Source organism: Actinomadura sp. 9N215 (assembly GCF_044326345.1).
GTDB lineage: Bacteria > Actinomycetota > Actinomycetes > Streptosporangiales > Streptosporangiaceae > Spirillospora.
The window spans coordinates 234062-259406 of sequence record NZ_JBIRBA010000009.1; the positions used below are offsets into that span (position 1 = coordinate 234062).

Annotated in this window: 21 protein-coding genes; 11 read left to right on the plus strand and 10 right to left on the minus strand. The window is 72.6% G+C overall.

The window, feature by feature from the left end:
* Positions 1-77: 77 nt before the first annotated feature.
* Together ACH34T_RS17755 and ACH34T_RS17760 are read right to left on the minus strand one after the other, a co-directional pair.
* Complete coding sequence (locus ACH34T_RS17755) at positions 78-2246, minus strand: hypothetical protein (protein ID WP_395993232.1); 2169 nt, start codon at positions 2244-2246, stop codon at positions 78-80.
* A gap of 24 nt (positions 2247-2270) precedes the next feature.
* Entirely contained in the window at positions 2271-3722 is a 1452-nt protein-coding gene (locus ACH34T_RS17760) for a sigma 54-interacting transcriptional regulator (RefSeq protein ID WP_395993233.1), read from the minus strand.
* A 178-nt stretch (positions 3723-3900) separates the two neighbouring features.
* On the opposite strand from ACH34T_RS17760, the gene ACH34T_RS17765 reads away from it, so the two are divergent.
* From ACH34T_RS17765 to ilvA, 3 genes are read left to right on the plus strand one after another with little or no spacing between them, the layout of a single operon-like run.
* Positions 3901-5064: an FIST N-terminal domain-containing protein gene (locus ACH34T_RS17765; RefSeq protein WP_395993234.1), complete on the plus strand. Its 1164-nt coding sequence runs from the start codon at positions 3901-3903 to the stop codon at positions 5062-5064.
* Complete coding sequence (locus tag ACH34T_RS17770) at positions 5061-6197, plus strand: ROK family protein (RefSeq protein WP_395993235.1); 1137 nt, start codon at positions 5061-5063, stop codon at positions 6195-6197. The genes ACH34T_RS17765 and ACH34T_RS17770 overlap by 4 nt, the downstream gene beginning before the upstream one ends.
* A gap of 26 nt (positions 6198-6223) precedes the next feature.
* Complete coding sequence (ilvA, locus tag ACH34T_RS17775) at positions 6224-7438, plus strand: threonine ammonia-lyase (protein WP_395993236.1); 1215 nt, start codon at positions 6224-6226, stop codon at positions 7436-7438.
* A gap of 44 nt (positions 7439-7482) precedes the next feature.
* Here the strand turns inward: ilvA and ACH34T_RS17780 are convergent, their stop codons facing one another.
* From ACH34T_RS17780 to hppD, 5 genes are all read right to left on the minus strand, one after another.
* Positions 7483-8913 (minus strand): M1 family metallopeptidase, encoded by a 1431-nt coding sequence (locus ACH34T_RS17780; protein WP_395993237.1) that lies wholly within the window; start codon positions 8911-8913, stop codon positions 7483-7485.
* 413 nt (positions 8914-9326) lie between these two features.
* On the minus strand, positions 9327-10985 hold the full coding sequence (locus tag ACH34T_RS17785) for a M1 family metallopeptidase (RefSeq protein ID WP_395993238.1): 1659 nt from the start codon (positions 10983-10985) through the stop codon (positions 9327-9329).
* Positions 10986-11120: 135 nt separating this feature from the next.
* Positions 11121-11975 carry an RDD family protein gene (locus tag ACH34T_RS17790; protein WP_395993239.1) on the minus strand — a complete coding sequence of 285 codons (855 nt, stop codon included), beginning with the start codon at positions 11973-11975 and terminating at the stop codon, positions 11121-11123.
* A gap of 114 nt (positions 11976-12089) precedes the next feature.
* Positions 12090-13088: an RDD family protein gene (locus ACH34T_RS17795; RefSeq protein WP_395993240.1), complete on the minus strand. Its 999-nt coding sequence runs from the start codon at positions 13086-13088 to the stop codon at positions 12090-12092.
* A gap of 114 nt (positions 13089-13202) precedes the next feature.
* Positions 13203-14294 carry a 4-hydroxyphenylpyruvate dioxygenase gene (gene hppD / locus ACH34T_RS17800; RefSeq protein ID WP_395993241.1) on the minus strand — a complete coding sequence of 364 codons (1092 nt, stop codon included), beginning with the start codon at positions 14292-14294 and terminating at the stop codon, positions 13203-13205.
* A gap of 137 nt (positions 14295-14431) precedes the next feature.
* Between hppD and ACH34T_RS17805 the strand changes: the two genes are divergently transcribed.
* Positions 14432-14947, plus strand: a complete 516-nt coding sequence (locus ACH34T_RS17805) for an Lrp/AsnC family transcriptional regulator (protein WP_395993242.1) — start codon at positions 14432-14434, stop codon at positions 14945-14947.
* Positions 14948-15141: 194 nt separating this feature from the next.
* Here the strand turns inward: ACH34T_RS17805 and greA are convergent, their stop codons facing one another.
* Both greA and ACH34T_RS17815 read right to left on the minus strand, forming a co-directional pair.
* Positions 15142-15642, minus strand: a complete 501-nt coding sequence (gene greA, locus ACH34T_RS17810) for a transcription elongation factor GreA (RefSeq protein WP_395993243.1) — start codon at positions 15640-15642, stop codon at positions 15142-15144.
* Between the two features lie 200 nt (positions 15643-15842).
* Positions 15843-16247 carry a DUF4307 domain-containing protein gene (locus tag ACH34T_RS17815; RefSeq protein ID WP_395993244.1) on the minus strand — a complete coding sequence of 135 codons (405 nt, stop codon included), beginning with the start codon at positions 16245-16247 and terminating at the stop codon, positions 15843-15845.
* 340 nt (positions 16248-16587) lie between these two features.
* On the opposite strand from ACH34T_RS17815, the gene mca reads away from it, so the two are divergent.
* From mca to ACH34T_RS17835, 4 genes are all read left to right on the plus strand, one after another.
* Complete coding sequence (mca, locus tag ACH34T_RS17820) at positions 16588-17451, plus strand: mycothiol conjugate amidase Mca (protein ID WP_395993289.1); 864 nt, start codon at positions 16588-16590, stop codon at positions 17449-17451.
* Positions 17442-17768: a hypothetical protein gene (locus ACH34T_RS17825; RefSeq protein ID WP_395993245.1), complete on the plus strand. Its 327-nt coding sequence runs from the start codon at positions 17442-17444 to the stop codon at positions 17766-17768. The genes mca and ACH34T_RS17825 overlap by 10 nt, the downstream gene beginning before the upstream one ends.
* An 80-nt stretch (positions 17769-17848) precedes the next feature.
* Positions 17849-19111 carry a low temperature requirement protein A gene (locus ACH34T_RS17830; RefSeq protein ID WP_395993246.1) on the plus strand — a complete coding sequence of 421 codons (1263 nt, stop codon included), beginning with the start codon at positions 17849-17851 and terminating at the stop codon, positions 19109-19111.
* 64 nt (positions 19112-19175) lie between these two features.
* Complete coding sequence (locus ACH34T_RS17835) at positions 19176-20039, plus strand: tetratricopeptide repeat protein (RefSeq protein WP_395993247.1); 864 nt, start codon at positions 19176-19178, stop codon at positions 20037-20039.
* 67 nt (positions 20040-20106) lie between these two features.
* On the opposite strand, the gene ACH34T_RS17840 is transcribed toward ACH34T_RS17835, so the two are convergent.
* Positions 20107-20583: a pyridoxamine 5'-phosphate oxidase family protein gene (locus ACH34T_RS17840; RefSeq protein WP_395993248.1), complete on the minus strand. Its 477-nt coding sequence runs from the start codon at positions 20581-20583 to the stop codon at positions 20107-20109.
* A 103-nt stretch (positions 20584-20686) separates the two neighbouring features.
* Here ACH34T_RS17840 and ACH34T_RS17845 point away from each other — a divergent pair, with 103 nt between their 5' ends.
* The 3 genes from ACH34T_RS17845 (at position 20687) to ACH34T_RS17855 (ending at position 25116) form a co-directional block, all read left to right on the plus strand.
* Entirely contained in the window at positions 20687-21706 is a 1020-nt protein-coding gene (locus ACH34T_RS17845) for a ribonuclease Z (RefSeq protein ID WP_395993249.1), read from the plus strand.
* Positions 21699-23063, plus strand: a complete 1365-nt coding sequence (locus tag ACH34T_RS17850; protein WP_395993250.1) for a dihydrolipoyl dehydrogenase family protein — start codon at positions 21699-21701, stop codon at positions 23061-23063. Before ACH34T_RS17845 ends, ACH34T_RS17850 begins: the two co-directional genes overlap by 8 nt.
* A 67-nt stretch (positions 23064-23130) precedes the next feature.
* Positions 23131-25116 (plus strand): thioredoxin domain-containing protein, encoded by a 1986-nt coding sequence (locus ACH34T_RS17855; protein ID WP_395993251.1) that lies wholly within the window; start codon positions 23131-23133, stop codon positions 25114-25116.
* Positions 25117-25345: the final 229 nt, after the last annotated feature.

Consider the following 25345-nt stretch of genomic DNA (forward strand, 5'->3'; position numbering starts at 1 on the left):
GCCCGCCAGAGCTCCCTCCCGGGGGGATGCCGGGGCCCCTGGGGGACGCGGGGGCGTCCCGTGACGATGCCGGACGTTCAGCGGCGGCCGCGGCGCACCCTCAGGTAGTCGCTGACGACGTATTCGCCGAGCCGGTCGGCGTCGGGCGCGAAGACGCGGCCGCCGTTGCGCCGCGCGACCTCCTCCACGAACGACACGAGGCGGCGGTCCTCGGCGAGCATGAAGAAGTTCATGCAGGCGCCGCGCCGGGTCATCTTGTCGACCTCCGCGAGCGTGAGGACGAGCGTGTCCGTGGACGGCGGATAGTCGAACAGCGAGCGCCCGTCCGGGCGCAGGTGGGCGGTGGGCTCGCCGTCGGTGACGACGAGGACGATCGGCTCGAAGTCGGGATGCCGGTCCAGATGCCGTCCGGCGATCATCAGGGCGTGGTGCAGGTTGGTGCCCTGCACCATGTCCCAGTCGAGGCCCGCCATCTCGGTCGGGTGCAGCACCCGCGCGTAGTTGGAGAACCCGATGATCTGGATCGCGTCCTGCGGGAACTTGCTGGTCACGAGGGTGTGCAGCGCGAGGGTGGTCTGCTTGGCGACCGCCCACGTGCCGCGCAGCACCATCGAGTACGACAGGTCGACGAGGAGGCAGACCGCCGCGCCGGTGCGCCGCTCGGTCTCCTGCACCTCGAAGTCGTCGACGCCGAGCTTCACCGCGTTGGGACGGGCCGCGGCGCCGGCCCCGGAGGCGCTGGGGTGTGCGCCGTTGCCGTGGTGCTTGGTGAGGTCGGGGGGCTCCGGCTCCACCACCTTCGCGGGCGCCGGACGGGGCACCAGCCCGGCGCCCGGCTCTCCCGCGCCCGTGTCTCTCGCGCTCGTCTGTCTCGCGCTCAGGTCACCCGTGGTCAGGCCGGGCGTGCTCGTGTCCATGGCGCTGCGGCGGATGGCGTTGCTGACCGTCCGGACGACGTCGAGCGGCTGCTCGTCGCCGAACCGCCATTCGCGGCTGGAGCCGGTCAGCTCGCCCGCCTGGCCCGCGTCCGGCTGGTCGTGGTCGCCCTGCCGGGCGGACGTCAGCTGGGAGAACACGCGGCGCAGCGCGGTCTCGCCGAGCCGCCGCACCGCCTTCGGCGTCAGCTCCAGCTTGCCGCGCTTGCGCTGCAGGTAGCCCTGCCGCTCCAGCTCCGCCTCGATGCGGCGCAGCTCGGCGAGGTCGTCGACGGCCTGCCGGCCGAGGGCGCGGCGGACGGCGTCCTCGTCGATGTCGTCGAGCCGCGCGCCCGGATACTCCTGCCCGAGCGCCGCCTCCAGCTCGCTCAGGTCGGCGAGCTCCGCCAGCGCGGTCGTGGCGTCGCCCATGCCGAGCGGGTCGTCGCCGGTCATCTGCTCCGGCTGGCCCCAGCCGAGGTCGGGACGGCGGGCCCGCAGCGCGTCGCCGAGCCGGGCCATCTCCATGGCGAGGCCCGCGTCCTGCATGGCCTGCTCCATCAGCCCGGCCAGCTCGGCGCGCTGCTCGGGGCTGAGCGAGGCGAGCAGCCGGTCCATGGCGGCGGCGCGGCGGGCGAGGGAGTCGACGAGCTGTTCGAGGTTCTGCGGGTCGTCGGGGAACATGTCCCCGTACTCGTCCATGAACCGGTCGAAGTCGTCCTGGGTGTGCTCGCCGCGGGCGTCGCGCTCCAGCATCGCGTTGAGCGCGGACATCATGTCCTTGACGCGTTCCATCGCGGCCGGGTCGGGGTTCGCCAGGGCCTGCTTCATGCCCTGGAACTGGGAGTCCAGGACCTCGCGGCGCAGCAGGTCCTTGAGCTGCTCGAACGTCCGCCGGGCGGCGTCGGAGCGCCAGTCGTAGCCGGACAGCCTGCGGATCGCCTGGGACGTGTCGGACGGCAGCGTGTCCAGCTCCGCCTCGCGCAGCCGCGCCTCGTCGCCCGGATCGGGGAACAGCTCGGCGCGCTCCTGCCCGATCGCGGTGTCGAGGAGCGCGCGCGCCTGCTCCAGCGTCCCGTCCAGGCGGCCCCGGTCGCGGAGCGCGCGGCGGCGGTCGCGCACCTGGCGGAGCATGTCGTCGAGGCCCCGCCTGTTCGGCAGGCGGCCCTGCGCGCCCGGCAGGCCGCGCCGCAGCAGCTCCCGCAGCGCGTCGTCGGGACGGGTGCCGTCCAGCACCGAATCGCCCATCGCGTCGAGGGCGTCCCGGACGTCGTAGGGCGGCGCGAGCGGGTCGGGCCCGTCCTCGTACGCCCCGTAGCGGTAGCGGCTCATCGAAACCCCTTGCGCGTGGAGACCTCAGGTGCGGTAGGTGGCGGTCCCGTCCGCTCGTCCGCCGGCGACGTCCTTGGACAGCCGCCGGGTGAGGAACAGCCCCTCCAGGGCGAACTCCAGTGCGGCGGCGGCCTGGCCGGGGGACTCCCCGCTCATGCCGAGCCGCTCCATCATCTTCGCGAGGCCGGGGACGTGCCCGATGCGGCGCAGCAGCTCCGTCGCCGCGACCAGCTCGCCCGACTCGACGGACTCGCCGGAGTCGAACTTGTCGAGCAGCCCGTTCAGGTCGGCGGGGCCGAGCGTCCGCCGGTACGTCTCGGCGACGGCCCGGCGCAGCAGGTGTTCGAGGACCTCCTGCTCGCGGCCCTCCTCGCTGACCTCGAACTCGACCTTGCCCATCAGCGACGGGACGATCGCGGTCAGGTCGCAGACCCGGGCGACGGCGTGGTCCTCGCCGGTGAGGGCCGCGCGGCGGACGGCGCCCGCCGCGACGGTCTCGGCCCCGGCGAGCGCGAACCGGGCCGACACGCCGGAGCGGGCGTCCACCGCGGTCGACTCGCGGACGAGCCGCGTGAACCGGCCGATGACCTCGACGAGATGGTCGGGCACCTCTGCGGGCAGCCCCGCCAGGTCGGCGAAGTCGGACTCCTGGCGGATCAGGGCCAGCTCGGCGTCCAGTTCGAGGGGGTAGTGGGTGCGGATCTCGGCGCCGAAGCGGTCCTTCAGCGGGGTGATGATGCGGCCGCGGTTGGTGTAGTCCTCGGGGTTGGCGGACGCGACGAGCAGCACGTCCAGCGGCAGCCGCAGCGCGTACCCGCGGACCTGGACGTCACGCTCCTCCAGGACGTTCAGCAGCGACACCTGGATCCGCTCCGCCAGGTCGGGCAGCTCGTTGATGGAGAAGATGCCGCGGTTGGTGCGCGGCACGAGCCCGAAGTGGACGGTCTCCGGGTCGCCGAGCGTCCTGCCCTCCGCCACCCTGATCGGGTCGACGTCGCCGATGAGGTCGCCGACGCTGGTGTCGGGCGTGGCGAGCTTCTCGCCGTACCGGTCGTCGCGGTGCCGCCACTCGACCGGCAGGTCGTCGCCCAGCTCGGCGGCGAGGCGGCGGCAGCGCACGCACACCGGCGCGTACGGGTGGTCGTTGATCTCGCAGCCGGCGACGACCGGGGTCCATTCGTCCAGCAGCAGGACGAGGGTGCGGATCAGCCGCGTCTTGCCCTGCCCGCGCTCGCCCAGCAGCACGAGGTCGTGCCCGGCGAGCAGGGCGCGCTCCAGGTGGGGGAGGACGGTGTCGTCGAACCCGAGGATGCCGGGGAACCGCGGCTCTCCCGATCTCAGCCGGTCGAGCAGGTTCCGGCGGATCTCGGCCTTCACGGAGAGCTGGACGTGACCGCTGGTGCGCAGCCCGCCCAGAGTGGATTCACTGGGTCGTGATTCAAGGGTTGTGGAATCACGCGGTTTGGAAGACGGCACGCGATCGACACTACGTCGCGGGCGCGCGGAATCGCACCCCGCGCTTGCTGTTTCGTCCGCTCTGCCCGTCCCGTCAGGGCCGCGGAGAGCGGTTGTTCGGGTTTGGGTGGATACCCCGCTGGAGGGGACACTGGAAGTGTGAGGAAACCCGGGCGAACGTGTGAGGGAGGCGGCGCCGATGGCGCGATTCGGTGATGGCCTGGCCCTCGGACCCGACCTGTCCAAGGCGGCCGCGTCCGCGGTGGAGCAGGCGCTCGCGCCGCTCAGCGCGGCGCCCGACCTGGTGTGCGTCTTCGTGACCGGGGACGACCCGGACGCGATCGAGGAGGCGGCGGTCGCGGCGGCGCGGGCGGCCGGGCCCGCGGTGCTGCTGGGCTGCAGCGCGTCCGGGGTGATCGGCGCCGGACGGGGCGTGGAGGGCGCGGGCGCGGTCAGCGCGTGGGCGGCGGTGCTGCCCGGCGCGCGGCTCGACCCGTTCCGGCTGGAGACGCTGAAGGCCGACGACCGCCTCGTCGTGGTCGGCATGCCCGAGGGGCAGCCCGACGACGTCGTCGGGGTGCTGCTGACCGACCCGTACACCTTCCCGGTGGACGCGTTCGTCGAGCGCTCCGAGGACGCGCTGCCCGGCCTGCCCCTGGTCGGCGGGCTCGCCGAGGGCAACGTGCGGGGCGACGCGCGGCTGTTCGTCGGCGGTGAGGTGTACGCGGACGGCGCGGTCGGCGTCGTGATCGGCGGGCCCGTCGCGGCCGCCACCGTGGTCAGCCAGGGCGCCCGCCCGATCGGCCCCGACATGGTCGTGACGCGGGCGGAGGAGAACGTCCTGTACGAGCTGGCCGGCGTGCCCGCGCTGGAGAAGCTGGAACAGATCGTCCTGGAGCTTCCGGAGGACGAGCAGGAACTCGCCGGGCGCGGACTGCTGATCGGCGTCGCCATGGACGAGTACGCCGACGAGCACGAACACGGCGACTTCCTCGTCCGCGGCGTCGTGGGCGCCGACACCGACAGCGGCGCCATCGCGATCGGCGACGTCGTCGACGTGGGGCGCACCGTCCGGTTCCAGGTCCGCGACGCGGGGGCCGCCGAGGAGGACCTGTCCGCGCTGCTCGACCGGTTCGACATGGCGCCGGTGGAGGGCGCGCTGCTGTTCGCCTGCAACGGGCGGGGGCAGGCGATGTTCGCCGACTCCGACCATGACGTCCGCGTCCTCGACCACGCGTTCGGGCCCGCCGGGGTGGGCGGCTTCTTCGCCGCGGGTGAGATCGGCCCCGTCGCGGGACGCAACCACGTGCACGGGTTCACCGCGTCCATCCTGGCGTTCGGAAGGGCGGGAGAGCCTGCGTGAGAGAGACCCCGCCGTCCGGAGGCCTGGTTCTGGCGGTGGACGTCGGCGGGACGAAGCTGGCGGCCGCGCTCGTCGAACCGGGCGGGCGCCTCGCCGCCTACGACCGCGTCGCCACCCCGAACCCGGCCGCGCCCGACGCCGGCGGGCTCGACGCAGAGAGGCTGTGGCGGACGCTGGCCGCGCAGCTGGACAAGCTGCTCGCCGACGCCGGAGACCCGCCGCTCGCGGGCGTCGGCGTCGGCTGCGGCGGGCCGATGACGTGGCCCGCCGCCGAGGTGTCCCCGCTGAACATCCCGGCCTGGCGGGACTTCCCGCTCCGGGCGAGGCTCCGCGCGCGCTACTCGGGGCTGCCCGTCCGCATCCACAACGACGCGATCTGCGTCGCGGTCGGCGAGCACTGGCGCGGCGCTGGACGCGGGCGCGACAACGTCCTCGGGATGGTCGTGTCCACGGGCGTCGGCGGCGGGCTCATCCTCGGCGGGCGCCTCGTCAACGGAGGCAGCGGCAACGCGGGGCACATCGGCCACGTCGTCGTCGATCCCGGCGGCCCGCCCTGCGCGTGCGGCGGGCGCGGCTGCCTGGAGGCCGTCGCGCGCGGGCCCGCGCTGGTCGCCTGGGCGCGGGAGCAGGGCTGGCGGTGCGGGAGCCCCGGCCGGACGGCCAGCGCCGATCGGACGGGCGGCGCCGATCGGACGGGCGGCGCCGATCGGACGGGCGGCGCCGATCGGACGGGCGGCGCCGACCGGATGGGCGGCGTCGACCGGCTGGGGAGCTCAGACCGGATGGGGAGCCACGGCCGGACGGGTCGCGCCGCGTCCGGGGTCGAGCTGACCGCCGACGCGCGCCGCGGGCACCCGGTCGCCGTCGCGGCGATGCGGCGGGCCGGGCGCGCCATCGGCATCGCGATCGCGTCCGCGACGCACCTGTGCGACCTGGACGTCGCGGCGATCGGCGGCGGCCTCTCCCAGGCGGGGTCGCTGCTGTTCGACCCGCTGGAGGAGGCGTTCAGGACGCACGCCAGGCTGGAGTTCGCGCGCCGCGTCCGGATCGTCCCGGCGGCGCTCGGGCAGACCGCCGGGCTCGTCGGCGCCGCCGCCCTGGTCTTCGCGCACGACCGCTACTGGACGGGGTGAGCCGGGCCCGGTGCGATGATCGAGGGATGAGCACAGTCACTGTGGACGAGGTCCGCGCCGCCCGGGAGCTGCTCCGCGGGGTGGCCGTCCCCACCCCCATGATCCCGTCCCGGGTGCTGTCCGAGCAGCTCGGCGGGCCCGTCCTGCTGAAGTGCGAGAACCTGCAGCGCACCGGCTCGTTCAAGATCCGCGGCGCGTACGTGCGGATCGCCGGGCTGAGCGAGCGGGAGCGGGCCCGCGGCGTCGTCGCGGCCAGCGCGGGCAACCACGCGCAGGGCGTCGCGCTCGCCGCGTCCATGCTCGGCTGCAAGGCCACCGTCTTCATGCCGGTCGGCGCGCCGCTCCCCAAGATCGCCGCGACCCGCGGCTACGGCGCCGAGATCGTGTTCCCCGGACCCACCGTCGACGACTGCCTCATCGCCGCGCAGAAGCACGCGGACGAGTGCGGAGCCGTGTTCATCCACCCGTTCGACCATCCGGACGTCGTCGTCGGGCAGGCCACGATCGGCCTGGAGATGCTGGAGCAGTACCCGGACGTCCGGACGATCGTGGCCCCGGTGGGCGGCGGCGGGCTGCTCGCCGGCATCGCGGCCGCCGCGAAGGGCCTGCCGGGCGGCCGGGAGATCAAGATCATCGGGGCGCAGGCGAAGCGCGCGGCCGCGTTCCCGCCGTCGCTCGCCGCCGGGCGGCCGACGCAGATCGAGATCGAGCCGACGATGGCGGACGGCATCGCGGTCGGCCGCCCGGGCGACCTGACCTACGCCATGTTCACCGAGCTGGTCGACGCGGTCGTCACCGTCACCGAGGAGTCCATCTCGCAGGCGCTGCTGCTGTGCCTAGAACGCGCCAAGCAGGTCGTCGAGCCGGCCGGGGCCGCGGGCGTGGCGGCGCTGCTGGAGCACTCGTACGCGGTCGAGCCGCCCGTGGCGGTGCTGCTGTCGGGCGGCAACATCGACCCGCTGCTGCTGTCGAAGGTGCTGCGGCACGGGCTCGCCGGGGCCGGGCGCTATCTGGTCGTGCGCTGCCGGCTGAAGGACCGTCCCGGCGCGCTGGTGACGCTGCTGGGCGAGCTCGCCGAGCTGGGCGTGAACGTCCTGGACGTGATGCACGAGCGGGTCGCCGCACGGCTGCACGTCGAGGAGGCGGAGGTCCTCATGCATCTGGAGACGCGCGGCGCCGACCACTCCGAGGACGTCATCGGGCGGCTCCGCGAGAGGGGCTACACCCTCACGCTGAGCTGACGTTTCAGCACGTCCGGGCTCAGCGTGAGGGCGCGCGAGGGTTCCTACAGCGCGGGCTTGCCTTCGGAGTAGAGCCAGGCGGTGGCCCAGGCGTCCAGGTCCTTGCCGGACAGGCGTTCGGCGAAGCGGACGAAGTCCTTCGTCGACGCGTCGCCGTGAAGGTGCGCCGCCGGCCACGCCTTGAGCAGCCTGGAGAACGACTCCTCGCCGATCGCCTTGCGCAGGACGTGGACGGCCATCGCGCCGCGGTCATAGACGAGCCCGTCGAAGATGTGGTCGCGTCCCGGGTCGGAGACCTTGCCCTTCCACAGCGGGTCGCTCGCCGGGGCCGCGTACGCGGTGTCGAAGCTGTCCTGGACGGGCGTGCTCTCGAACTTCTCGGCGTACAGCCACTCGGAGTACGTCGCGAAGCCCTCGTTCAGCCAGATGTCCGCCCACCGCGACGGCGACACCGCGTCCCCGAACCACTGGTGGCCGAGCTCGTGCGCGAGCAGGCTCCCCCTCGGGATCGTGCCGGGCCTGCGGCCCAGGTCGTACACGGGACGGCCCTGCGTCTCCAGCGCGTAGCCGACGCCGGCCTTCACTGTGATCCCGCCCGTCGAGGTGAACGGGTAGCGCCCGTACAGGCCCGACTGGAAGTCCGTGACCTGCGCGGTCTGGTCGTGGAACTTCTGCGCGTCGTCCGGCTTGATGGCCATCGCGTGGTCGGTGGCGGTCAGGTTGGGGATGCCGTCCTGCGTCCGTCCGGTGAGGACGTCGTACTTGCCGATGGCGAGCATCGACAGTTCGCTGGCCATCGGGCGGCGCATGTCCCAGCGCGTGGTGGTCCAGCCGTCGCGCGTCGACTTGCCGTGCAGGTCGCCGTTGGCGAGCGTGGTGAGGTTCTCGGGCGCGGACAGGACGAACGTGTACGTCGCCTTGTCCGTCGGGTGGTCGTTCACCGGGAAGACCGCCGCGGCGCCGAACGGCTGGTTGAGCATCACCGCGCCGTCGGGCGTCGGGATCCAGCCGGACGTGCCGAGCGCCGCGTCGTCGACCGTCTGCGGGACGCCGGAGTACGCGACGGTGACCGTGAAGTTCCGGTTCTTCCGCAGCCCCTTCGGCGGGGTGATCACGAGTTCCTGGGCGCCCGTCCGCGTGTAGGACGCCTCGCGGCCGTCCACCCGCACCGACGAGATCGCGAGCGGGCCGAGGAAGTCCAGGTCGAACCGGGACAGGTGCTGGGTCGCCCGGGCCTTGACCCGGGTGACGGCCTGGATCCCCTTCGTCCCCGGGTCGTACTTCAGGGCGACGTCGTAGTGGGCGACGTCGTAGCCGCCGTTGCCCATGTCGGGGAAGTAGGGGTCGCCCGCGCCGGGCGCGCCGGGTGTGAAGCGCCGTTGACCTTGGTCGGCGGCCGCCGGGGCCGCCGACACCGCGAGGGCCGCGGTGACGCCCAGCGTCACGGCGGCCAGGGCTCTGGGGGTTCTGCTCATCGACCCGTCCTCGTGATCCTCGCCTGGCGGCCCCCTGTCAGGCGCCAGGACCGTGATCAAGACTTTCTGGTGGCTGCGCCCCGTGCAAGCGCGATTTGGTCTCAAATCCGCTGGTACGGGGTGGATTTTGTGGCCGGATCCGGCATCCGGTCGCCGGTTTGTGCGTACGGTCACCGCACCGGAACCGGACCGGCGGCCGTGCGGCGGGCGACGTGGGCTGTGGACAAGGTGCGGCCGCCCGCCGCTCCGCCCGATCAACCAGACAGCGCCCGATCAACCAGACAGAGCGTGGCGGTGCTCGCGGCCGGTCCGCGCGCCGACCGGCCGGCCTTTCCCGACCCCTTGCCGGACGTTCACTCCGTCATATGGCGGGGCGGCGTCATGCGGCGGGCGCTGTCAGGGGGAGGGCGGCGTCACTTGGAGGGGCGGCCCTCCTGGTACAGCCAGTCGTCGAAGAACGAGTCGAGCTTCTTCCCTGAGACCCGGTTCGCCGTCGCGATGAACTGCGGCGTCGTGCCGCTGGAGTGCCTGCGCTCCTTCGTCCACGCCTGGAGGATCCTGTAGAACGCGGCCTCGCCGACCTTCTTGCGGAGCGCGACCAGCGTCATGCCGCCCCGGTCGTACACCGAGCGGCCGAACATCTGCTTGCGGCCCGGGTCGCCGGGCGGGACGTCCCACAGCTCCCGCGCCATCGGGCTCTCGTAGCGCTCGTCGAACTGCTCCTGGACGGTCTTCCCGCCCGACCGCTCCTCCCACAGCCACTCGGCGTAGGTGGCGAAACCCTCGTTCAGCCAGATGTCCTGCCATTTGGTGACGCTGACGCTGTCGCCGAACCACTGGTGCGCCAGCTCGTGCGCGACGATCGTCGGCTGAAGGCCGAACGACCCGTACACCGGACGGGTCTGCGTCTCCAGCGCGAAGCCGACGTCCGCGTTGTCGATCAGCCCGCCGGTCGAGGAGAACGGGTAGGGGCCGAACAGCTTCGCCCACTCGTCGGTGATCTGGGTGTTCAGGCGGTGGAAGCTGTCGAGGTTCACGCCGGCAATGCTCGGATCGGCCGCGGTGATGACGGGGACGCCGCCGGTCGTCTTGCCCGTCCGGACGCCGAACCGGCCCACGTCGATCGTGGCCAGATACGTCGCCATCGGCGCCTTGACGTGCCACTTGGACGTCGTGACCGCCGCCTTCCCGGCATGCCGCGCGATGGGGCTGATGTCCGGGCCGGGCCCGGTGGGCGACCCGGTCGGCCCGGTGGGCGGCCCGGTCGGCGCGCCGGGCAGGTCGGGCGGCAGGCCCGGGTCGCCGGGCGTCCCGCCGCCGGAGCTCGCCGGCGGCGTCTCCGGCTCGCCGTTGGCGATCGCGGTGAGGCCCTGCGGCACCGTGAGCTCGAAGTCGAACGTGGCCTTGTCGCTCGGATGGTCGTTGCTCGGGAACCAGGTGTGCGCGCCGCTCGGCTGGCACGCCACGAACACGCCGTCCGGCGTGCGGATCCAGCCGTACGTGCCGAGCACCGGGTCCGACACCGGCTCCGGCGTCCCCGCGTACGCGACGACGGCCGTGAACTTCGCGCCCTTCTCCAGCGGCTTCGCCGGCGTGACCTCCAGCTCGCTCCCGCCGCGCTGCTGCCGCGCGGGCGCGCCGTCCACCGTGATCGCCGACACGTCGAGGCCGGTCAGGTCGAGGTTGAACCGGGCGAGCCGCGCCGTCGCCACGGCGGTGATGGTCGCCGTGCCGTCCAGCTGCTGCGGGGCGTTCGGCGTGACCTTCAGCTTCAGCGCGTAGTGCTGGACGTCGTAGCCGCCGTTGCCGTCGCCCGGCACGTACGTGTCGCCCGCCGTCGTCGGCCCCGCCGGACCGGACGCCGCCGGCCCCGAAGGCGGGCTGGACGCCTGCTTGCCGTCGTCGTCGTCGAAGGGGGCGACCTGGCAGGCCGCGGTCAGCGACCCCGCGACGGCGAGAGCGGCCAGCCCCGCACCGCCGCGGAACAGCCGCGCGTGGCGAGCCTGGCGGACGTGGCGGGCGTGGCGCGTACGCCGGGACGCCGCAGTTTCTGCCGCCTCACGTCCAGACACCGCCTGTCGGGACACCGCACGTCGTGACACGGCTCGCGCGCCGCCGCGGCGAGGGCTGGGGGAGTTTCCGGCCATATGCACGCCGCCCAGCCTGCCCGTGCCGGGCCCCACCCGGCAACTCGGCGGCGTTCGGCGTCAGCGGCGGGCGTAGGGATCGCGGAGGTGCGGCCCGGCCTTGACGACGACCGTGTGCGCCACCTTGCAGTGCAAAGCCTGCTTGCGCGGATCCCAGAGGATCCACAGGACGTCGATCAGGCCGATGCAGCCGCAGATGCCGCCCAGCACGCTGTAGAACGCCGACCGGCCCGCGGCCTGGCCAGTGGTGATCGCCTGCCCGTCGTCCGCCCGGACGACGCGGATCCGCAGCAGCATCTTGCCGAGCGTCTGCCCCCGATTGGCGTGCATCAGCCAGTAGTAGAGGAATCCGAGGACGATGCCGATCGCGTTCGATCCCGCTTGGCCGCCGCTGTAGAACGAGTCGCCGGGCTCGGGGTCGAACACGCGCCCCCAGTCGATGAACGGGATCGATATCAGGCCCGACACGATCCCGATGAGGATGAGGTCGACGATGGCGGCGCCCAGCCGCGCCCAACGGCTCGCCAGCCCCTCGGCCGGATCGACGTAGCCGCCCACGCCGCCGTAGGCCGGCGCGCCCCCGTACCCCGGCTGGCCGTACGGCTGCTGACCATAGGGGCCCTGGCCGTATCCCGGTTGCTGGCCGTACGGCTCTTGCCCGTACTGCGGGGATTGCCCGTACGGTTGCTGACCCTCGTAGGGCTGCTGGCCCCCGTACGGCTGCTGGCCTCCATACGGCTGCTGTTGTTGCCCGTAGGGCTGCTGCTGTCCGTAGGGCGGTTGCTCGCCCTGCGGTCCCTGCTCGCCGTAGGGCGGTCCGCCGTACGGGCCTGGGCGTTCGGATTCCTGCCGCCCGTGCGGCCGGTCGTCGTCCGGCTCTCCCCCGGACGCGGGGTCGTTCGGCGGTTGCGTCATGCCGTCAGAGTGGCCGTGCCGCCGCCGTCCAAACATCGCCGCGTCCGGGGGCGGCGCAATGTTTTACCCACGGATGATCAGCAAATGATCAAATGGCCGCCGGGCCCCCGGAGCTCAGGGCTTGGCGTATGGGTTCGGCATCCACGGCGCGGTCTTCACCACCACCGTCCCGGCCACCTTGTCGTGGAGGGCCTGCCGCTGCGCGTCCCACAGGATCCACGCGTTGTCGAGCAGCCCGGCCAGCCCGAGGACGCCCAGGGCGGGCGAGAGGAAGTTGAGCGCGCCCGTCGCGATCGTGATGGCGTAGACGAACGCCTGCCTGCCTATCGCCTGGCCCCAGGTCACCGCGGAGTGGTCCGACGCCTTCACCAGCCGGATGCCGACGGCCTTCTTACCGAGCGTCTGGCCCGACCTGGCGTGCATGACGGTGTAGTACGCGAAACCCAGCAGGAACACGACGGCGTACCCGGCCAGCAGCCTCGGGACGTTGTAGAGGTCCAGCGGGTCGCTGATCGGCTCGTTGGACTCGACGGACTCCTCCAACCTGTCCCAGCGGATGGAGAACACGATGGCGGGCACCGCGAAGAAGCTGATGATCAGGCCGTCCAGGATCCCCGCGCCGAGGCGCGCGCCGCGTCCGGCCAGCACGTCCTGCGGACCGCCGTACCCGGGACGCGGCTGTACCTGAGGGCCGTAACCAGGGTGGCCGTAACCGGGTTGAGGCGGGCCGTATCCGGGCTGGGGCGGTGTGCCGTAGACGGGCGGGCCTTGACCAGGCTGGCCGTGTCCAGCCACCGGACCCGGAGGTGCCTGGCCAGGAGGCGCCTGGCCAGGAGGTGCCTGGCCCGGCTGGGCGCCGTACGTGCCCTGGTACGGCGGCGGACGTTCAGGCGTGGCCTCCGCAGCAGGCGCGTCCGTGACGGATGCCTCTGCCGGGGACGCCTCTGTGGGGGACGCCTCTGCGGGGACGCTCTCCGCGGCGGGCGCGTCGGGGGTGTCCGCTGTGGAGGCGTCGGCGCCGGAAGTGCCGGCGTCCGGCGCGTCGTGACCCTGCGGTTCAGGGGGCTCCCTGTCGCCGCCCGCGGGCCGGGGGTTCTCAGGCGGTTCGCTCATGGGCCACAGTGTGCCGGTAAACACAGTCTGCTGGTGAATACGGGCGCGCGCACGACGGACGACGGCCCTGGACGCGAGGCGTCCAGGGCCGCCATCCCCCCGAGCTGTGGAAGGTCAGAGGTTGCCGCGGAGCTCCTGCTCCCGCTCGATCGCCTCGAACAGCGCCTTGAAGTTGCCCTTGCCGAAGCCGAGCGAGCCGTGCCGCTCGATCAGCTCGAAGAACACCGTCGGCCGGTCCTGGACGGGCTTGGTGAAGATCTGCAGCAGGTAGCCGTCCTCGTCCCGGTCGACCAGGATCCGGCGTTTCTGCAGCTCCTCGATCGGGACCCGCACTTCGCCGATGCGCTCGCGCAGCTCCGGGTCCTCGTAGTAGGAGTCGGGGCTCTCCAGGAAATCCACTCCCGCGGCCCGCATCTGGTCGAGGGTGGTGAGGATGTCGTTCGTCGCGAGCGCGATGTGCTGGACGCCCGGCGAGCCGTAGAACTCCAGGTACTCGTCGATCTGCGACTTGCGCTTGCTCTCCGCCGGCTCGTTCAGCGGGAACTTCACCTTGCGGGAGCCGTCCGCGACGACCTTGGACATCAGCGCCGAGTACTCGGTCGCGATGTCGTCGCCGACGAACTCGGCCATGTCGGTGAACCCCATGACCCGGTGGTAGTAGTCGGCCCACTCGTCCATGCGCTCGACGTTCCCGACGCAGTGGTCGATCGCCTGGAAGAACCGCTTGTCCGGCGGCTCGACGATGGGGTCGGCGGACGCGAACCCCGGCAGGTACGGCCCGGTGTAGTTGGAGCGGTCGACCAGCGAGTGCCGCGTCTCGCCGTACGTGGCGATCGCCGCGATCGTCACCTTGCCGTGCTCGTCCTCCAGGACGTGCGGCTCCTCCAGCCCCGTGGCGCCCTTCGCGACCGCGTGCCGGTACGCGGCGTCGACGTCGGGGACCTCGATCGCGAGGTCGACGACGCCGTCGCCGTGCGCGGCGATGTGCCGGCCGATCTCGGTGCCCGCCCTCACCGGGCCGCGGAACACGAACCGGGCGCTGCCGGACTCCAGCACGTGCACCGCCTCGTCGGGGCTGCCGTTCTCCGGGCCGCGGTAGGCGACCCTGCGCATGCCGAACGCGGTCGAGTAGTAGTGCGCCGCCTGCTTGGCGTTGCCGACGGCGAAGACGACGGCGTCCATGCCCTTGACCGGAAACTCATCCATACCACCCAATCTCGACATGCGCCTACAAGGTGCGCAAGGGTGAGTTGAATCGCTGGGCAATCTGTACAGTCAGGGTGGGCGGTCGCCGGGCGGTCTGTACATCATGACCACGAGCGGGAGTGAGCGGGAGGGGCGCCGTGGCGATCGACGAGCTGGACGGACGGCTGATCGAGCTGTTCACCGCCGAGCCGCGCATCGGCGTCCTGGAGGCGTCCAGGCGGTTGAAGGTGGCGCGCGGGACCGTCCAGGCGCGGCTCGACCGGCTGGCCCGGGACGGCGTCATCGCCGGCTTCGGCCCGGAGATCGACGCGGCGGCGCTCGGCTACGACGTCACCGCGTTCGTGACGCTCCAGCTGCGGCAGAGTCTGGGGCAGGGGCACAGCGGGCACGATCCGGTGGCGGCGCGGCTGGCGCAGGTGCCGGAGGTGATGGAGGCGCACACGATCACGGGTCCGGGCGACATGCTGTGCCGGGTCGTCGCGCGCAGCAACACCGACCTGCAACGCGTCATCGACATGATCGTGGACGTGGCGGGCGTGGAACGCGCCTCATCGGTGATCTCCCTGGCCACCCAGATTCCCTACCGCACGCTGCCGCTGGTCCGCGCGGCGTCCACCCAGCGGAGCGCGCCCACGCGCCGCCCGGCGCGGTGACGTCTCGCGCCACGGCCCAAGCCGTTCGCGCCACGGCCCGAGCCGTGCTCGTCTCTCGCGCGGACGGTTCGAGTCTCTCGCGCGGACGGTTCGAGGCCGGGCGGAGACGGTTCGAGGCTGGGCGGAGACGTGTGGAGGCCGGGCGAAGTGTGGAGATCCGCCCGGCCTCAGCCGCCCTCGGTCAGCGTGCGGGGTCAGCCGGCGCCGTAGGGGGTCGCGTCGATGATCTCGACGGTCATGCCGCGGCCGTTGGGCAGGGTGTAGGTGGCCTTGTCGCCGACCTTCTTGCCGTTGATCGCCGCGCCGAGCGGCGACTTGGGGGAGTACACGTCGATGGGCGCGCCGACCTCCTCGCGGGACGCGAGCAGGAACGTGACCTCCTCGTCGTCGCCCTCGAAGGAGACCGTGACGGTCATGCCGGGGCCGACGACGCCCTCGGTGCGCGGGGCCTCGCCGACGCGGGCGTTCTCCAGGATGCCCTGGAGCTGGAGGATGCGGCCCTCGATCTTGCCCTGTTCCTCCTTGGCCGCGTGGTAGCCGCCGTTCTCGCGCAGGTCGCCTTCCTCCCGCGCCGCCTCGATCTTCTGAGCGATCTCGATGCGGCCCGGGCCCGACAGGTGCTCAAGTTCCGTCCTGAGCCGGTCGTACGCCTCCTGGGTGAGCCAGGTGACGTTGTCAGCGCGGGTCTCGGTCACGGGTACTCCTCATCCACATGTTGCGATCTCGCCCGCCCGCGATGGAGACGGGTGTCACATCGACATGAAGTGCGGCCAGGTGAAACCTCTAGCCTATCCGGTGTGTTCGAGTAAAGGTTCCCTGAACTCGGCGTCTGCAATCCGCCAATCGTGATTCGTCCTTCACCCGGCGTATCGGCGGCCTGCTGGGGGCGGGATCGTCAGACGGCGCGGCAGCCGTGGATCCTCGCCCCGGTGGCCCGGCGGGGCGTCCGGAGCGTCGCCGTGCCCTTCACGCTGGACTTTCCGGCGGGCACTGAGACCTCCTGCGCGGCGAGCACCGTGAACTTCTCGTCGAAGGCGTCGACGGTGCAGCGCACCTCGTCGTCCTTGCTCTTGGCCACCGAGTAGTCGAGCTCGACGGACGTGTCGGCGATCTTGTAGGTGACGGTCTGCGCGACGATCCCCGGCGTCTGCCCCGCGTACGCCGCGATGATCCCGAAGCCGCCCGCCGCCAGCGCCGCCACGAGGCCGACGACGACGAGCCCGGCACGGCCCCGGAGCGACTGCGCGGGGCCCCGCCCGGGCTCGGCGGGCGTCGCCGGTTCCGTCGCGCTCGTCGTCATGGCGGGGAATCTCCGTGCGGTGGGCGGACGTTGTCAGGGACAATTCTCGTCTGTCATCGCGCGTGCCTCGAACCGGGGTCCGCTCATCACGGTCCGAACAGGAGAACCCCAGGTGTCCGAGGTCATCGATACGACGGTCACTGACGATACGGCGGTCGTTGACGACACAGCCACAAGCGACGGTCCGGCCGCCCCCGCCCACACGGCGCTCGCCGACGACCCGGCGGCCATCGACGACGCCTCAGCGGCCGTCGACGGTACGGCGGCCGTCGACGGGACGGCGGTCCTAGGCGCCGCGGCGGGCGAGCGGCGGGGCGGGGGCGACGAGCCGCTGCGCCTCATGGCGGTGCACGCCCACCCCGACGACGAGTCCAGCAAGGGCGCGGCCACGATGGCGAAGTACGTCGCCGACGGCGTCGAGGTCCTCGTCGTGACCTGCACGGGCGGCGAGCGCGGCGACATCCTCAACCCGGCGATGGACCGTCCGGAGGTCAAGGCCGACATCGGCAAGGTCCGCGAGGCGGAGATGGCGCGGGCCCGGGAGATCCTCGGCGTCCGGCAGCGCTGGCTCGGCTTCGTCGACTCCGGCTTCCCCGAGGGCGACCCGCCGCCGCCGCTGCCGGACGGTTGCTTCGCGGTCGAGCCGCTGGAGTCCGCGTCCGAGCCGCTGGTGCGCGCCGTCCGCGAGTTCAGGCCGCACGTGATGCTGACCTACGACGAGCGGGGCGGCTACCCGCATCCCGACCACGTGAAGTGCCATGAGGTGTCGGTGGAGGCGTTCGAGGCGGCGGGCGACCCGGAGCGCTACCCGGGCACCGGCGAGCCGTGGCAGCCGCTGAAGCTCTACTACCACATGACGTTCAACAAGGAGCGCATCTTCGCCCTCCACACCGGTATGCAGGACGCGGGCCTGGAGTCGCCGTACGCCGAGTGGCTGGACGGCTTCGAGGAGGAGAAGGAGAAGCGCGCGAGCTGGGACGTGACGACGCGCGTCCCCTGCGCCGACCACTTCGAGACCAGGGACCGCGCCCTGCTCGCCCACGCCACCCAGATCGACCCCAACGGGTTCTGGTTCGTCGTCCCGATGGACGTCCAGCGCGAGGCATGGCCCACCGAGGACTACCATTTGGCCAGGTCCCTGGTCGACACCGAACTGCCGGAGGACGACCTGTTCGCCGGCGTCCGGGAGAAGGTGTGTCTGTAGTGTCCGCGCTCGCCGCCGTCCCGCTGAACGCCCCCGCCTCGTTGAACACCGCGATGCCGCTGAACGACGACACCGTCAGCCCCGGCGTCCTGGGTTTCGCCGTCTTCCTCGCCCTGCTCGTCGCGACCGTGTTCCTCGTCCGGTCGATGAACAAGCAGATGAAGAAGATCCAAGCGCCGCGGGAAGCGGACCTGAAACAGCAGGAGTGGGAGCGCGCCGAGGCCGCGAAGGCGGCCGCCGAGAAGGCCGCGACCACCGGCGACGCGGCTAGGATCGAGAAGTCCGGGACCGTGCCGGCGGACGGCGACGAAGCCTGACGCCCGGCGCACCCCGCCCGGCACACGAGCCCGGCGCACCCGCCCGGCCTCAGCAAGCCTGACATGAAGCGGGAGCGCCCATGGCGGACGCGGCGCACCATCCAGAGGTTTTTGCGGCACCCGGCGCGGACGGTCCGCACCGGGTGACCGCGCTGTTGCGCGAGCGCGGCGGGCAGGGCGCGCGGGTCACGTTCTTCGAGCTCTTCTTCGACCTCGTCTTCGTCTTCGCGATCACCCAGCTGTCCCATCTGCTGCTGGAGCACCTCACGGTGCGCGGCGCCGCCGAGACGCTGCTGCTCCTGCTGGCGGTCTGGTGGGCGTGGATGTACACCTGCTGGACGACGAACTGGTTCAGCCCCGACCATCCCGCCGTCCGGCTGATGCTGGTCGCGGTGATGATCGCCGGGCTGTTCATGGCGGCGATGCTGCCCGGCGCGTTCGGCGACAAGGCGATGTGGTTCGCCGCCGCCTACGTCGCGATCCAGGTCGGCCGCACCCTGTTCGTCGTCTTCTGCACCTGGGGGCACGAACTGGGCCCCAACTTCCAGCGGGTCCTGTTCTGGCAGGCGGTCCCCGGCGCGCTGTGGATCGGCGGCGCCCTCGTCGACGGCCATGACGCCCGCGCCGGGCTGTGGCTGCTGGCCGTCGCGCTGGAGTACCTCGCGCCGTGGCACGGCTTCGCGACACCGCTGCTCGGCCGGTCCAGCACCGCCGAGTGGACGATCGACGGCGCCCACATGGCCGAGCGCTGCCAGCTGTTCCTCATCATCGCGCTCGGCGAGACGGTCCTGGTCACCGGCGCCACGCTCGGCGGGCACACGCCGACGGCGGCGGTCGCGACCGGCTTCGTGTCGGCGTTCGTCGGCACCGTCGCGCTCTGGTGGATCTACTTCGACCACACCGCGGAGGCCGCCGCCGAGCGGATCGCGTCGGCCGCCGACCCGGGACGGCTCGGACGGTCCGCCTACACCTTCATCCACATCGTCATGGTCGCGGGGATCATCGTCGGCGCGGTCGCGGACGAGAAGGTGCTGGTGCACCCGGACGGCCACGTGAGCACCGCGTTCGCCATCGTCGCGATCGGCGGACCGGCCCTGTTCGTCGCCGGGCACGCGCTGTTCAAGCGGGCCGTCTTCGGCGGGTTCACGCGCGCCCGGGTGATCGCGCTCCTCGGCCTCGCGGCGCTGGCCGTCCCGGCCCTGACCGCCGACGCGCTCACGCCGCTCGCCCTGCACATCTGCACGGCGGCCGTGGTGGTGGCGCTGGCGCTGTGGGACGTCCGCGCGTACCGGATGCAGCGCCGTGAACAGGCCCTCCTGCCGGGGCCGCTGAAGGCCGGGTGACCCGGCGGCCGCCGGGGCCCGCGCCGCCGGTTGGACCCGGCCGCGTCCGGGGAGGACCCTCGACGTGCGCGCGAACTTCGAGGACTCCTACCAGGGCCTCGGCCCGGCGGCGGCCCGGCTGTTCAGGCTGCTGGGCCTGCGTCCCGGCGCCGACATCGGGCCCGCGGCGGCCGCCGCCCTCGCGGACGTCCCCGAAGCCGAGGCACGCGAGCTGCTGGAGACGCTGACCGGCCGGGGGCTCGCCGCCGCGTCCGGCGAGGGCCGGTTCGGCCTCCCCGAACCGGTGCGCGACCACGCCCGCGAGCTGGTCTGGCGCGAGGAGACCGAGGCCGAGCGGGACGCCGCGCTCCGCCGCGTCCTCGACCACTACCTGGCCACCACCGGCGAAGGCACCACCGGCGAAGGCACCACCGGCGAAGGCGCCACGGGCGAAGAGGAACTGGACGCCGAGGGCCTGGCGCTGCTGGACCGGGAGCGCTGGGCGGAGGCGGCCGAGGTGCTGGAGGACGGCCTGCGCGGCGCCGAAGCCGGCGGCGACCCGCGCACGATCCTCCTGGCCCGCCACGCCCTCGCCCGCGCGCTGACCAGGACGGGCGACCTCGACCGCGCCATCGACCTGCTCGGCCCCCTCCCGGACGGGTTCGCCGCCCTCCCCGAACCGGACGAGCACAACCGCGTCCGCGCGCTGTCGAGCCTCGGCGAGGCGTACCTGCGCGCCCGGCGTCCCGTCGCGGCCATCAACTTCTTCGGCCAGGCCCTGGAGATCCTGCGCAGGCAGGGCGCCGTCGGCCGGGAGGCGGGCATGTTCGTCCACATCGCCGACGCGGCCCGCCAGCGCGGCGACCGCGCCGCCGAACGCGCGGCCCTCGACCGCGCCGCCGACCTCTACGCGTCGCCGTCCGCCCGACGAGAACAGCGCGACGCCTGACCACCCGACGGAACCGCCCGGCGGAAACCGGCGCGACGCGTGACCGCCCGGCGGGCGGCCGCGGCGGTCAGATTTTGCGGTGGTCCCAGCTGACGACGCTGTCGGGTTCCATGACGATGAGGACGCGCTTGGCGAGTACCTGCTCGATGCCCGCGGCGACGGCCGGATCGATCGGCTCGCCGATCGCGGGGACCGGCAGGCCCGCCATGCGGGAGCCGACCACCATGCCGACCTTGGTCCTCGGCTCGGGGTCCTCGACGACGAGGCCGCGGCCGTAGAGGGCGACGCCGCGCAGCTCGGCGTACTCCACGCCGTCCTCGACCAGGCACGTCATGGTCGGGTCGCGGCGCAGGTTCAGCACCTTCTGCGACGCCCGGTACGTGGTGAACGCGATCTTGCCGTCGAGCAGCGCGTAGAACATCGTCACGAGGTGCGGCGCGCCGTCCCTGCCGACCGTGGCGACCTGGACCTTGAAGTTGGTGGCGAGATGGGACGCCACCTCGTCCGGCGTCATCCGGATCTTCGCGCGCTTGCCACCGGCCACGGAGCCTCCCTCGATCGCGGCGGCCGACCCCCGGACCCGCGGGTCGGCGGGCCGCCAGCATAACCAAGCGCTTACCCGGGACCGCAGGCGGCACCATGGGGGGATGTCGGTTCGCGATCTGATCGTCCTCGGCTCGGCCAGCGCGGTGCCCACCAAGGCCCGCAACCACAATGGGTACCTGCTGCGCTGGGACGGTCACGGCGTGCTGTTCGACCCGGGCGAGGGCACGCAGCGGCAGATGACGCGCGCCGGGGTCTCCGCGCACGACGTGACATGGATCTGCGTGACCCATTTCCACGGCGACCACTGCCTCGGCGTCCCGGGGATCGTCCAGCGCATCGCCCGCGACGGCGTCGAGCACCCGGTGGACGCGGCGTACCCGGCGAGCGGCGCTCTGTACTGGGAGCGGCTGAGGCACGCGGCCGCCTTCCGCGACACGGACGTCATCCGGGAACGTCCCGTCTCGGGCGAGCGGATGGAACTCGACACCGAGGGTGTCCCGTTCGGGCTGGTGGCGCGGCGCCTGTCCCATCCGGTGGAGGCGTACGGGTACCGGCTGGAGGAGCCGGACGGAATCACGATGCTGCCCGGCGAACTCGCCGCGAGGGGTGTGCGCGGGCCGCTGGTCCGGCGGCTCCAGGAGGAGGGGCGCGTCACCGTCCCGGGCGGCCGGACGGTCACGCTCGACGAGTGCGGCGTGCGCCGTCCGGGACAGAAGGTCGCGTTCGTCATGGACACCCGGCTCTGCGACGGCGTCCGCGAACTCGCCGCCGGGGTCGACATGCTCGTCATCGAGTCCACGTTCCTCCACCAGGACGCCGCCCTGGCCGACGAGTACGGCCATCTCACGGCGGCGCAGGCGGCGAGGGCCGCGGCGGACGCGGGCGTCCGGCACCTGGTCCTGACGCATTTCTCCGAGCGGTACCGCGCCGACGACGAGCGCCGGTTCCTGGACGAGGCGTCCGCCGAGTTCACCGGCGAGGTCACCCTCGTCCACGACCTGGACCGGATCCCGATGCCCCGCCGCCGAAACCAGCAGGACCTCCGCAACGAACACGACCGCCGGACCGAACACGACCGCCTAACAGGACTGGATCTTGGGCAGGAGTCCAGGCATGGCTGACGAAGTGGATGTCGTGGTGATCGGTCTCGGACCCGGCGGTGAGGACGCCGCCGGACGGCTGGCGGAGGCGGGCCTTTCGGTCGTCGGCGTGGAGTCCCGGCTGGTCGGCGGTGAATGCCCGTACTACGCCTGTGTGCCGACCAAGATGATGGTGCGCGCCGCCGGGCTTCTCGCGGACGGCGGACGCGTCCCGGGGATGGCGGGGGAGGCGACCGTCCGTCCCGACTGGGCGCCGGTCGCGGCACGGATCCGCGACGAGGCGACCGACGCGTGGGACGACAAGACCGCCGCCGACCGCCTCACCGGCAAGGGCGTCACGCTGGTCCGCGGCGAGGGCCGCATCACCGCCACCCACGAGGTGACGGTGGACGACCGGGTGTTCCGCGCGCGTCGCGGCATCGTCCTCAACACCGGCACGTCTCCCACGGCCCCGCCCATCGACGGCCTCGCGGACACCCCGTACTGGACGAACCGCGAAGCCGTCCAGGTCACCGAGGTCCCGGGGTCGCTCCTCGTGCTCGGCGGCGGCGTCGTCGGCGCCGAGATGGCGCAGGTCTTCTCCCGCTTCGACAGCCGCGTCACGGTCGTCGAGGCCTCCGACCGCCTCCTCCTCAACGAGGAACCGGAGTCCAGCGCGCTCATCCGCGACGTCTTCGAACGCGAGGGCATCGGCGTCCGCACCGGCGTGAACGTCACGGCCGTCACGCACGAGAACGAAGAATTCACCATGCACCTCGGTGACGAGACCATCGTTGCCGACCGTCTCCTGGTCGCGGCCGGACGCCGTCCCAACCTGAAGGGCCTCGGCCTGGAACACGTGGGCCTGGACGAGTCCGCACGCAGCATCCCCGTGGACGGCCACCTCCGCGCCGCCGACGGCGTATGGGCGATCGGCGACATCACGGGGATGGGCGCCTTCACGCACGTGTCGATGTATCAGGCGGCGATCGCCGTCCGCGACATCCTCGGCGAGGAGGGCTCGCCCGCCGCCTACCGCGCCGTGCCCCGCGTCACGTTCACCGACCCCGAGATCGCGTCCGTCGGCCTGACCGAGGCGCAGGCGCGCGACCAGAACCTCCCCGTCCGCACCGGCATGTCCCAGATCCCCGAGTCGAGCCGGGGCTGGATCCACAAGGTGGGCAACGACGGCTTCGTCAAGCTCGTCGAGAACATCGAGTGGGGCACCCTGGTCGGCGCGACCGCCGCGGGGCCGTCCGGCGGCGAGATCCTCGGGTTCCTGTCGGTCGCCGTCCACACCGAGACCCCGACGGCCGTCCTCCGCGAGATGATCTACGCCTATCCCACCTTCCACCGCGCCATCGAGCCCGCCCTCGCCGATCTGGCCCGCCGATCCTGAGGGCCGCGTGAGGGCACGGGTCGGGCGAGGGCGTGAGGCGGCGTCCGGATCGGGCAGGATCGATGGCATGAACCGCCTCAAGGACGCGACGAGCCCGTACCTGCTGCAGCACGCCGGCAACCCGGCCGACTGGTGGGAGTGGAGCGACGAGGCGTTCGCCGAGGCGCGGCGGCGAGACGTCCCCGTCCTCCTGTCCATCGGATATGCGGCCTGTCATTGGTGTCATGTGATGGCGCACGAGTCGTTCGAGGACGGCGAGACCGCGCGGATCATGAACGAGCTGTTCGTGAACATCAAGGTGGACCGGGAGGAGCGGCCGGACATCGACGCCGTCTACATGGAGGCGACCCAGGCCATGACGGGCCAGGGCGGGTGGCCGATGACGGTGTTCATGACCCCGGACGGGCATCCGTTCTACTGCGGGACGTATTTCCCGCGGGCGCAGTTCCGGGCGTTGCTGCAGGCCGTCCACAAGGCGTGGACGGAGCAGCGCGACGACGTCGTCGGGCAGGGACGGCAGGTCGTCGAGGCGCTCACGTCGCGGGGGTCCGGGCTCGCGGGAACGCGGGCGCCCGGCGACGAGATGCTCGCGCACGCGGTGAAGGTGCTGGCGGCGTCGTACGACGCGGCGCGCGGCGGGTTCGGCGGCGCGCCGAAGTTCCCGCCGTCGATGGCGCTGGAGTTCCTGCTGCGCCACCACGCGCGGACGGGCGACGACGAGGCGCTCGCCATGGCCGCGCACACCATGGAGGCGATGGCGCGGGGCGGAATGTACGACCAGCTCGGCGGCGGGTTCGCCCGGTACTCGGTCGACGAGCAATGGATCGTCCCGCACTTCGAGAAGATGCTCTACGACAACGCGCTGCTGGCGCGGGTCTACGCGCACTGGTGGCGGCTGACCAGGACGCCGTTCGCCCGGCGCGTGGCCCTGGAGACGTGTGACTGGATGCTCCGCGACCTGCGGACGGACGAAGGCGGCCTAGCCTCCGCACTGGACGCCGACAGCGAAGGCGTAGAGGGCAAGTACTACGTGTGGACGCCCGCCCAACTGCGTGAGGTCCTCGGCGGCGACGACGGTGCGTTCGCCGAGGGTCTGTTCGACGTGACGGGGACGTTCGAACACGGAACGTCGGTTCTGCAGCTTCTAAGTGACCCCGACGACCCCGAACGGTATGAGCGTGTGCGAACGACGTTGCTGGCGGCGCGCGCGCACAGGATTCCCCCTGCGCGGGACGACAAGGTCGTGGCGGCCTGGAACGGGCTGGCCATCGCGGCACTGGCCGAGTGCGGTGCGCTGTTCGAGCGGCCGGATCTCGTCCGGGCGGCCGAGGAGGTGGCGCGGCTGCTGGTCGACGTGCACCTGCGTGAAGGGCGCCTGGTGCGGACGTCGCGTGCCGGGGCGCCGGGCTCGAACGCCGGTGTCCTGGAGGACTACGCGGACGTCGCCGAGGGCCTGCTCGCCCTGCACGCCGTCACGGGAGACGCGCGGCATGTGCGGCTGGCCGGTGAACTGCTGAACACCGTCCTTGAACGGTTCGGAGACGGATCCGGCGGGTTCTACGACACCGCCGACGACGCGGAGCGGCTGTTCCGCCGTCCGCAGGACCCGACGGACAACGCCGCGCCCTCGGGCCAGTTCGCCGCCGCGGGCGCGCTGCTGTCGTTCGCGGCGCTCACCGCGTCGGACTGGCACCGGCAGTCCGCGGAGGCGGCGCTCGCGCCCGCCGGGACGCTCGCCGGCAAGCACGCCAGGTTCGCCGGCTGGGGCCTGGCCGTGGCGGAGGCGCGGGCGGCGGGCCCGGTGGAGATCGCGGTGATCGGCGACCCGGACGACGAGCGGACCCGGTCGCTGCACCGCACCGCGCTGATGGCGGTCGCGCCGGGCGCGGTGGTCAGCGTCGGCCCGCCGGACGCGGAGGGCGTCCCGCTGCTGGAGGGGCGCGGCCTGGTGGACGAGGTCCCGGCCGCGTACGTGTGCCGGGGGTTCGTCTGCCGGCGGCCCGTGACGTCCCCGGCCGACCTGACCCGCGAACTCCGCGACCAAGCGGGCTGACGCCGTCCGGTCCCGGTGTCCGGGCATCCGGGCTGACGTGGGCAATTGGACGAAAAGTCCATTTTGTGGCAGCGTGACCTTGATCTCGTTCCCGCTTGGTGTTACCACTGAGTAGCAGGGACGAGGCTGACCCAATGAGGCTTTGCGAACGAGGGTCGGCGGCGACCCGGCGGGTATCTGGACGGTGCCCGGCCGACTGCGCCATAGTCGGTCGCGGGATCACAGCGCG

What these genes read in the sequence shown, in the direction of transcription:
- ACH34T_RS17790 (WP_395993239.1), bottom strand. Translation starts at nt 11,975, where the DNA reads ATGACGCAACCGCCGAACGACCCCGCGTCCGGGGGAGAGCCGGACGAC.
- ACH34T_RS17795 (WP_395993240.1), bottom strand. Translation starts at nt 13,088, where the DNA reads ATGAGCGAACCGCCTGAGAACCCCCGGCCCGCGGGCGGCGACAGGGAG.
- ilvA (WP_395993236.1), top strand. Translation starts at nt 6,224, where the DNA reads ATGAGCACAGTCACTGTGGACGAGGTCCGCGCCGCCCGGGAGCTGCTC.
- ACH34T_RS17815 (WP_395993244.1), bottom strand. Translation starts at nt 16,247, where the DNA reads ATGACGACGAGCGCGACGGAACCGGCGACGCCCGCCGAGCCCGGGCGG.
- ACH34T_RS17850 (WP_395993250.1), top strand. Translation starts at nt 21,699, where the DNA reads ATGGCTGACGAAGTGGATGTCGTGGTGATCGGTCTCGGACCCGGCGGT.
- mca (WP_395993289.1), top strand. Translation starts at nt 16,588, where the DNA reads ATGGCGGTGCACGCCCACCCCGACGACGAGTCCAGCAAGGGCGCGGCC.
- ACH34T_RS17765 (WP_395993234.1), top strand. Translation starts at nt 3,901, where the DNA reads ATGGCGCGATTCGGTGATGGCCTGGCCCTCGGACCCGACCTGTCCAAG.
- hppD (WP_395993241.1), bottom strand. Translation starts at nt 14,294, where the DNA reads ATGGATGAGTTTCCGGTCAAGGGCATGGACGCCGTCGTCTTCGCCGTC.
- ACH34T_RS17845 (WP_395993249.1), top strand. Translation starts at nt 20,687, where the DNA reads ATGTCGGTTCGCGATCTGATCGTCCTCGGCTCGGCCAGCGCGGTGCCC.
- ACH34T_RS17830 (WP_395993246.1), top strand. Translation starts at nt 17,849, where the DNA reads ATGGCGGACGCGGCGCACCATCCAGAGGTTTTTGCGGCACCCGGCGCG.
- ACH34T_RS17780 (WP_395993237.1), bottom strand. Translation starts at nt 8,913, where the DNA reads ATGAGCAGAACCCCCAGAGCCCTGGCCGCCGTGACGCTGGGCGTCACC.
- ACH34T_RS17755 (WP_395993232.1), bottom strand. Translation starts at nt 2,246, where the DNA reads ATGAGCCGCTACCGCTACGGGGCGTACGAGGACGGGCCCGACCCGCTC.
- ACH34T_RS17855 (WP_395993251.1), top strand. Translation starts at nt 23,131, where the DNA reads ATGAACCGCCTCAAGGACGCGACGAGCCCGTACCTGCTGCAGCACGCC.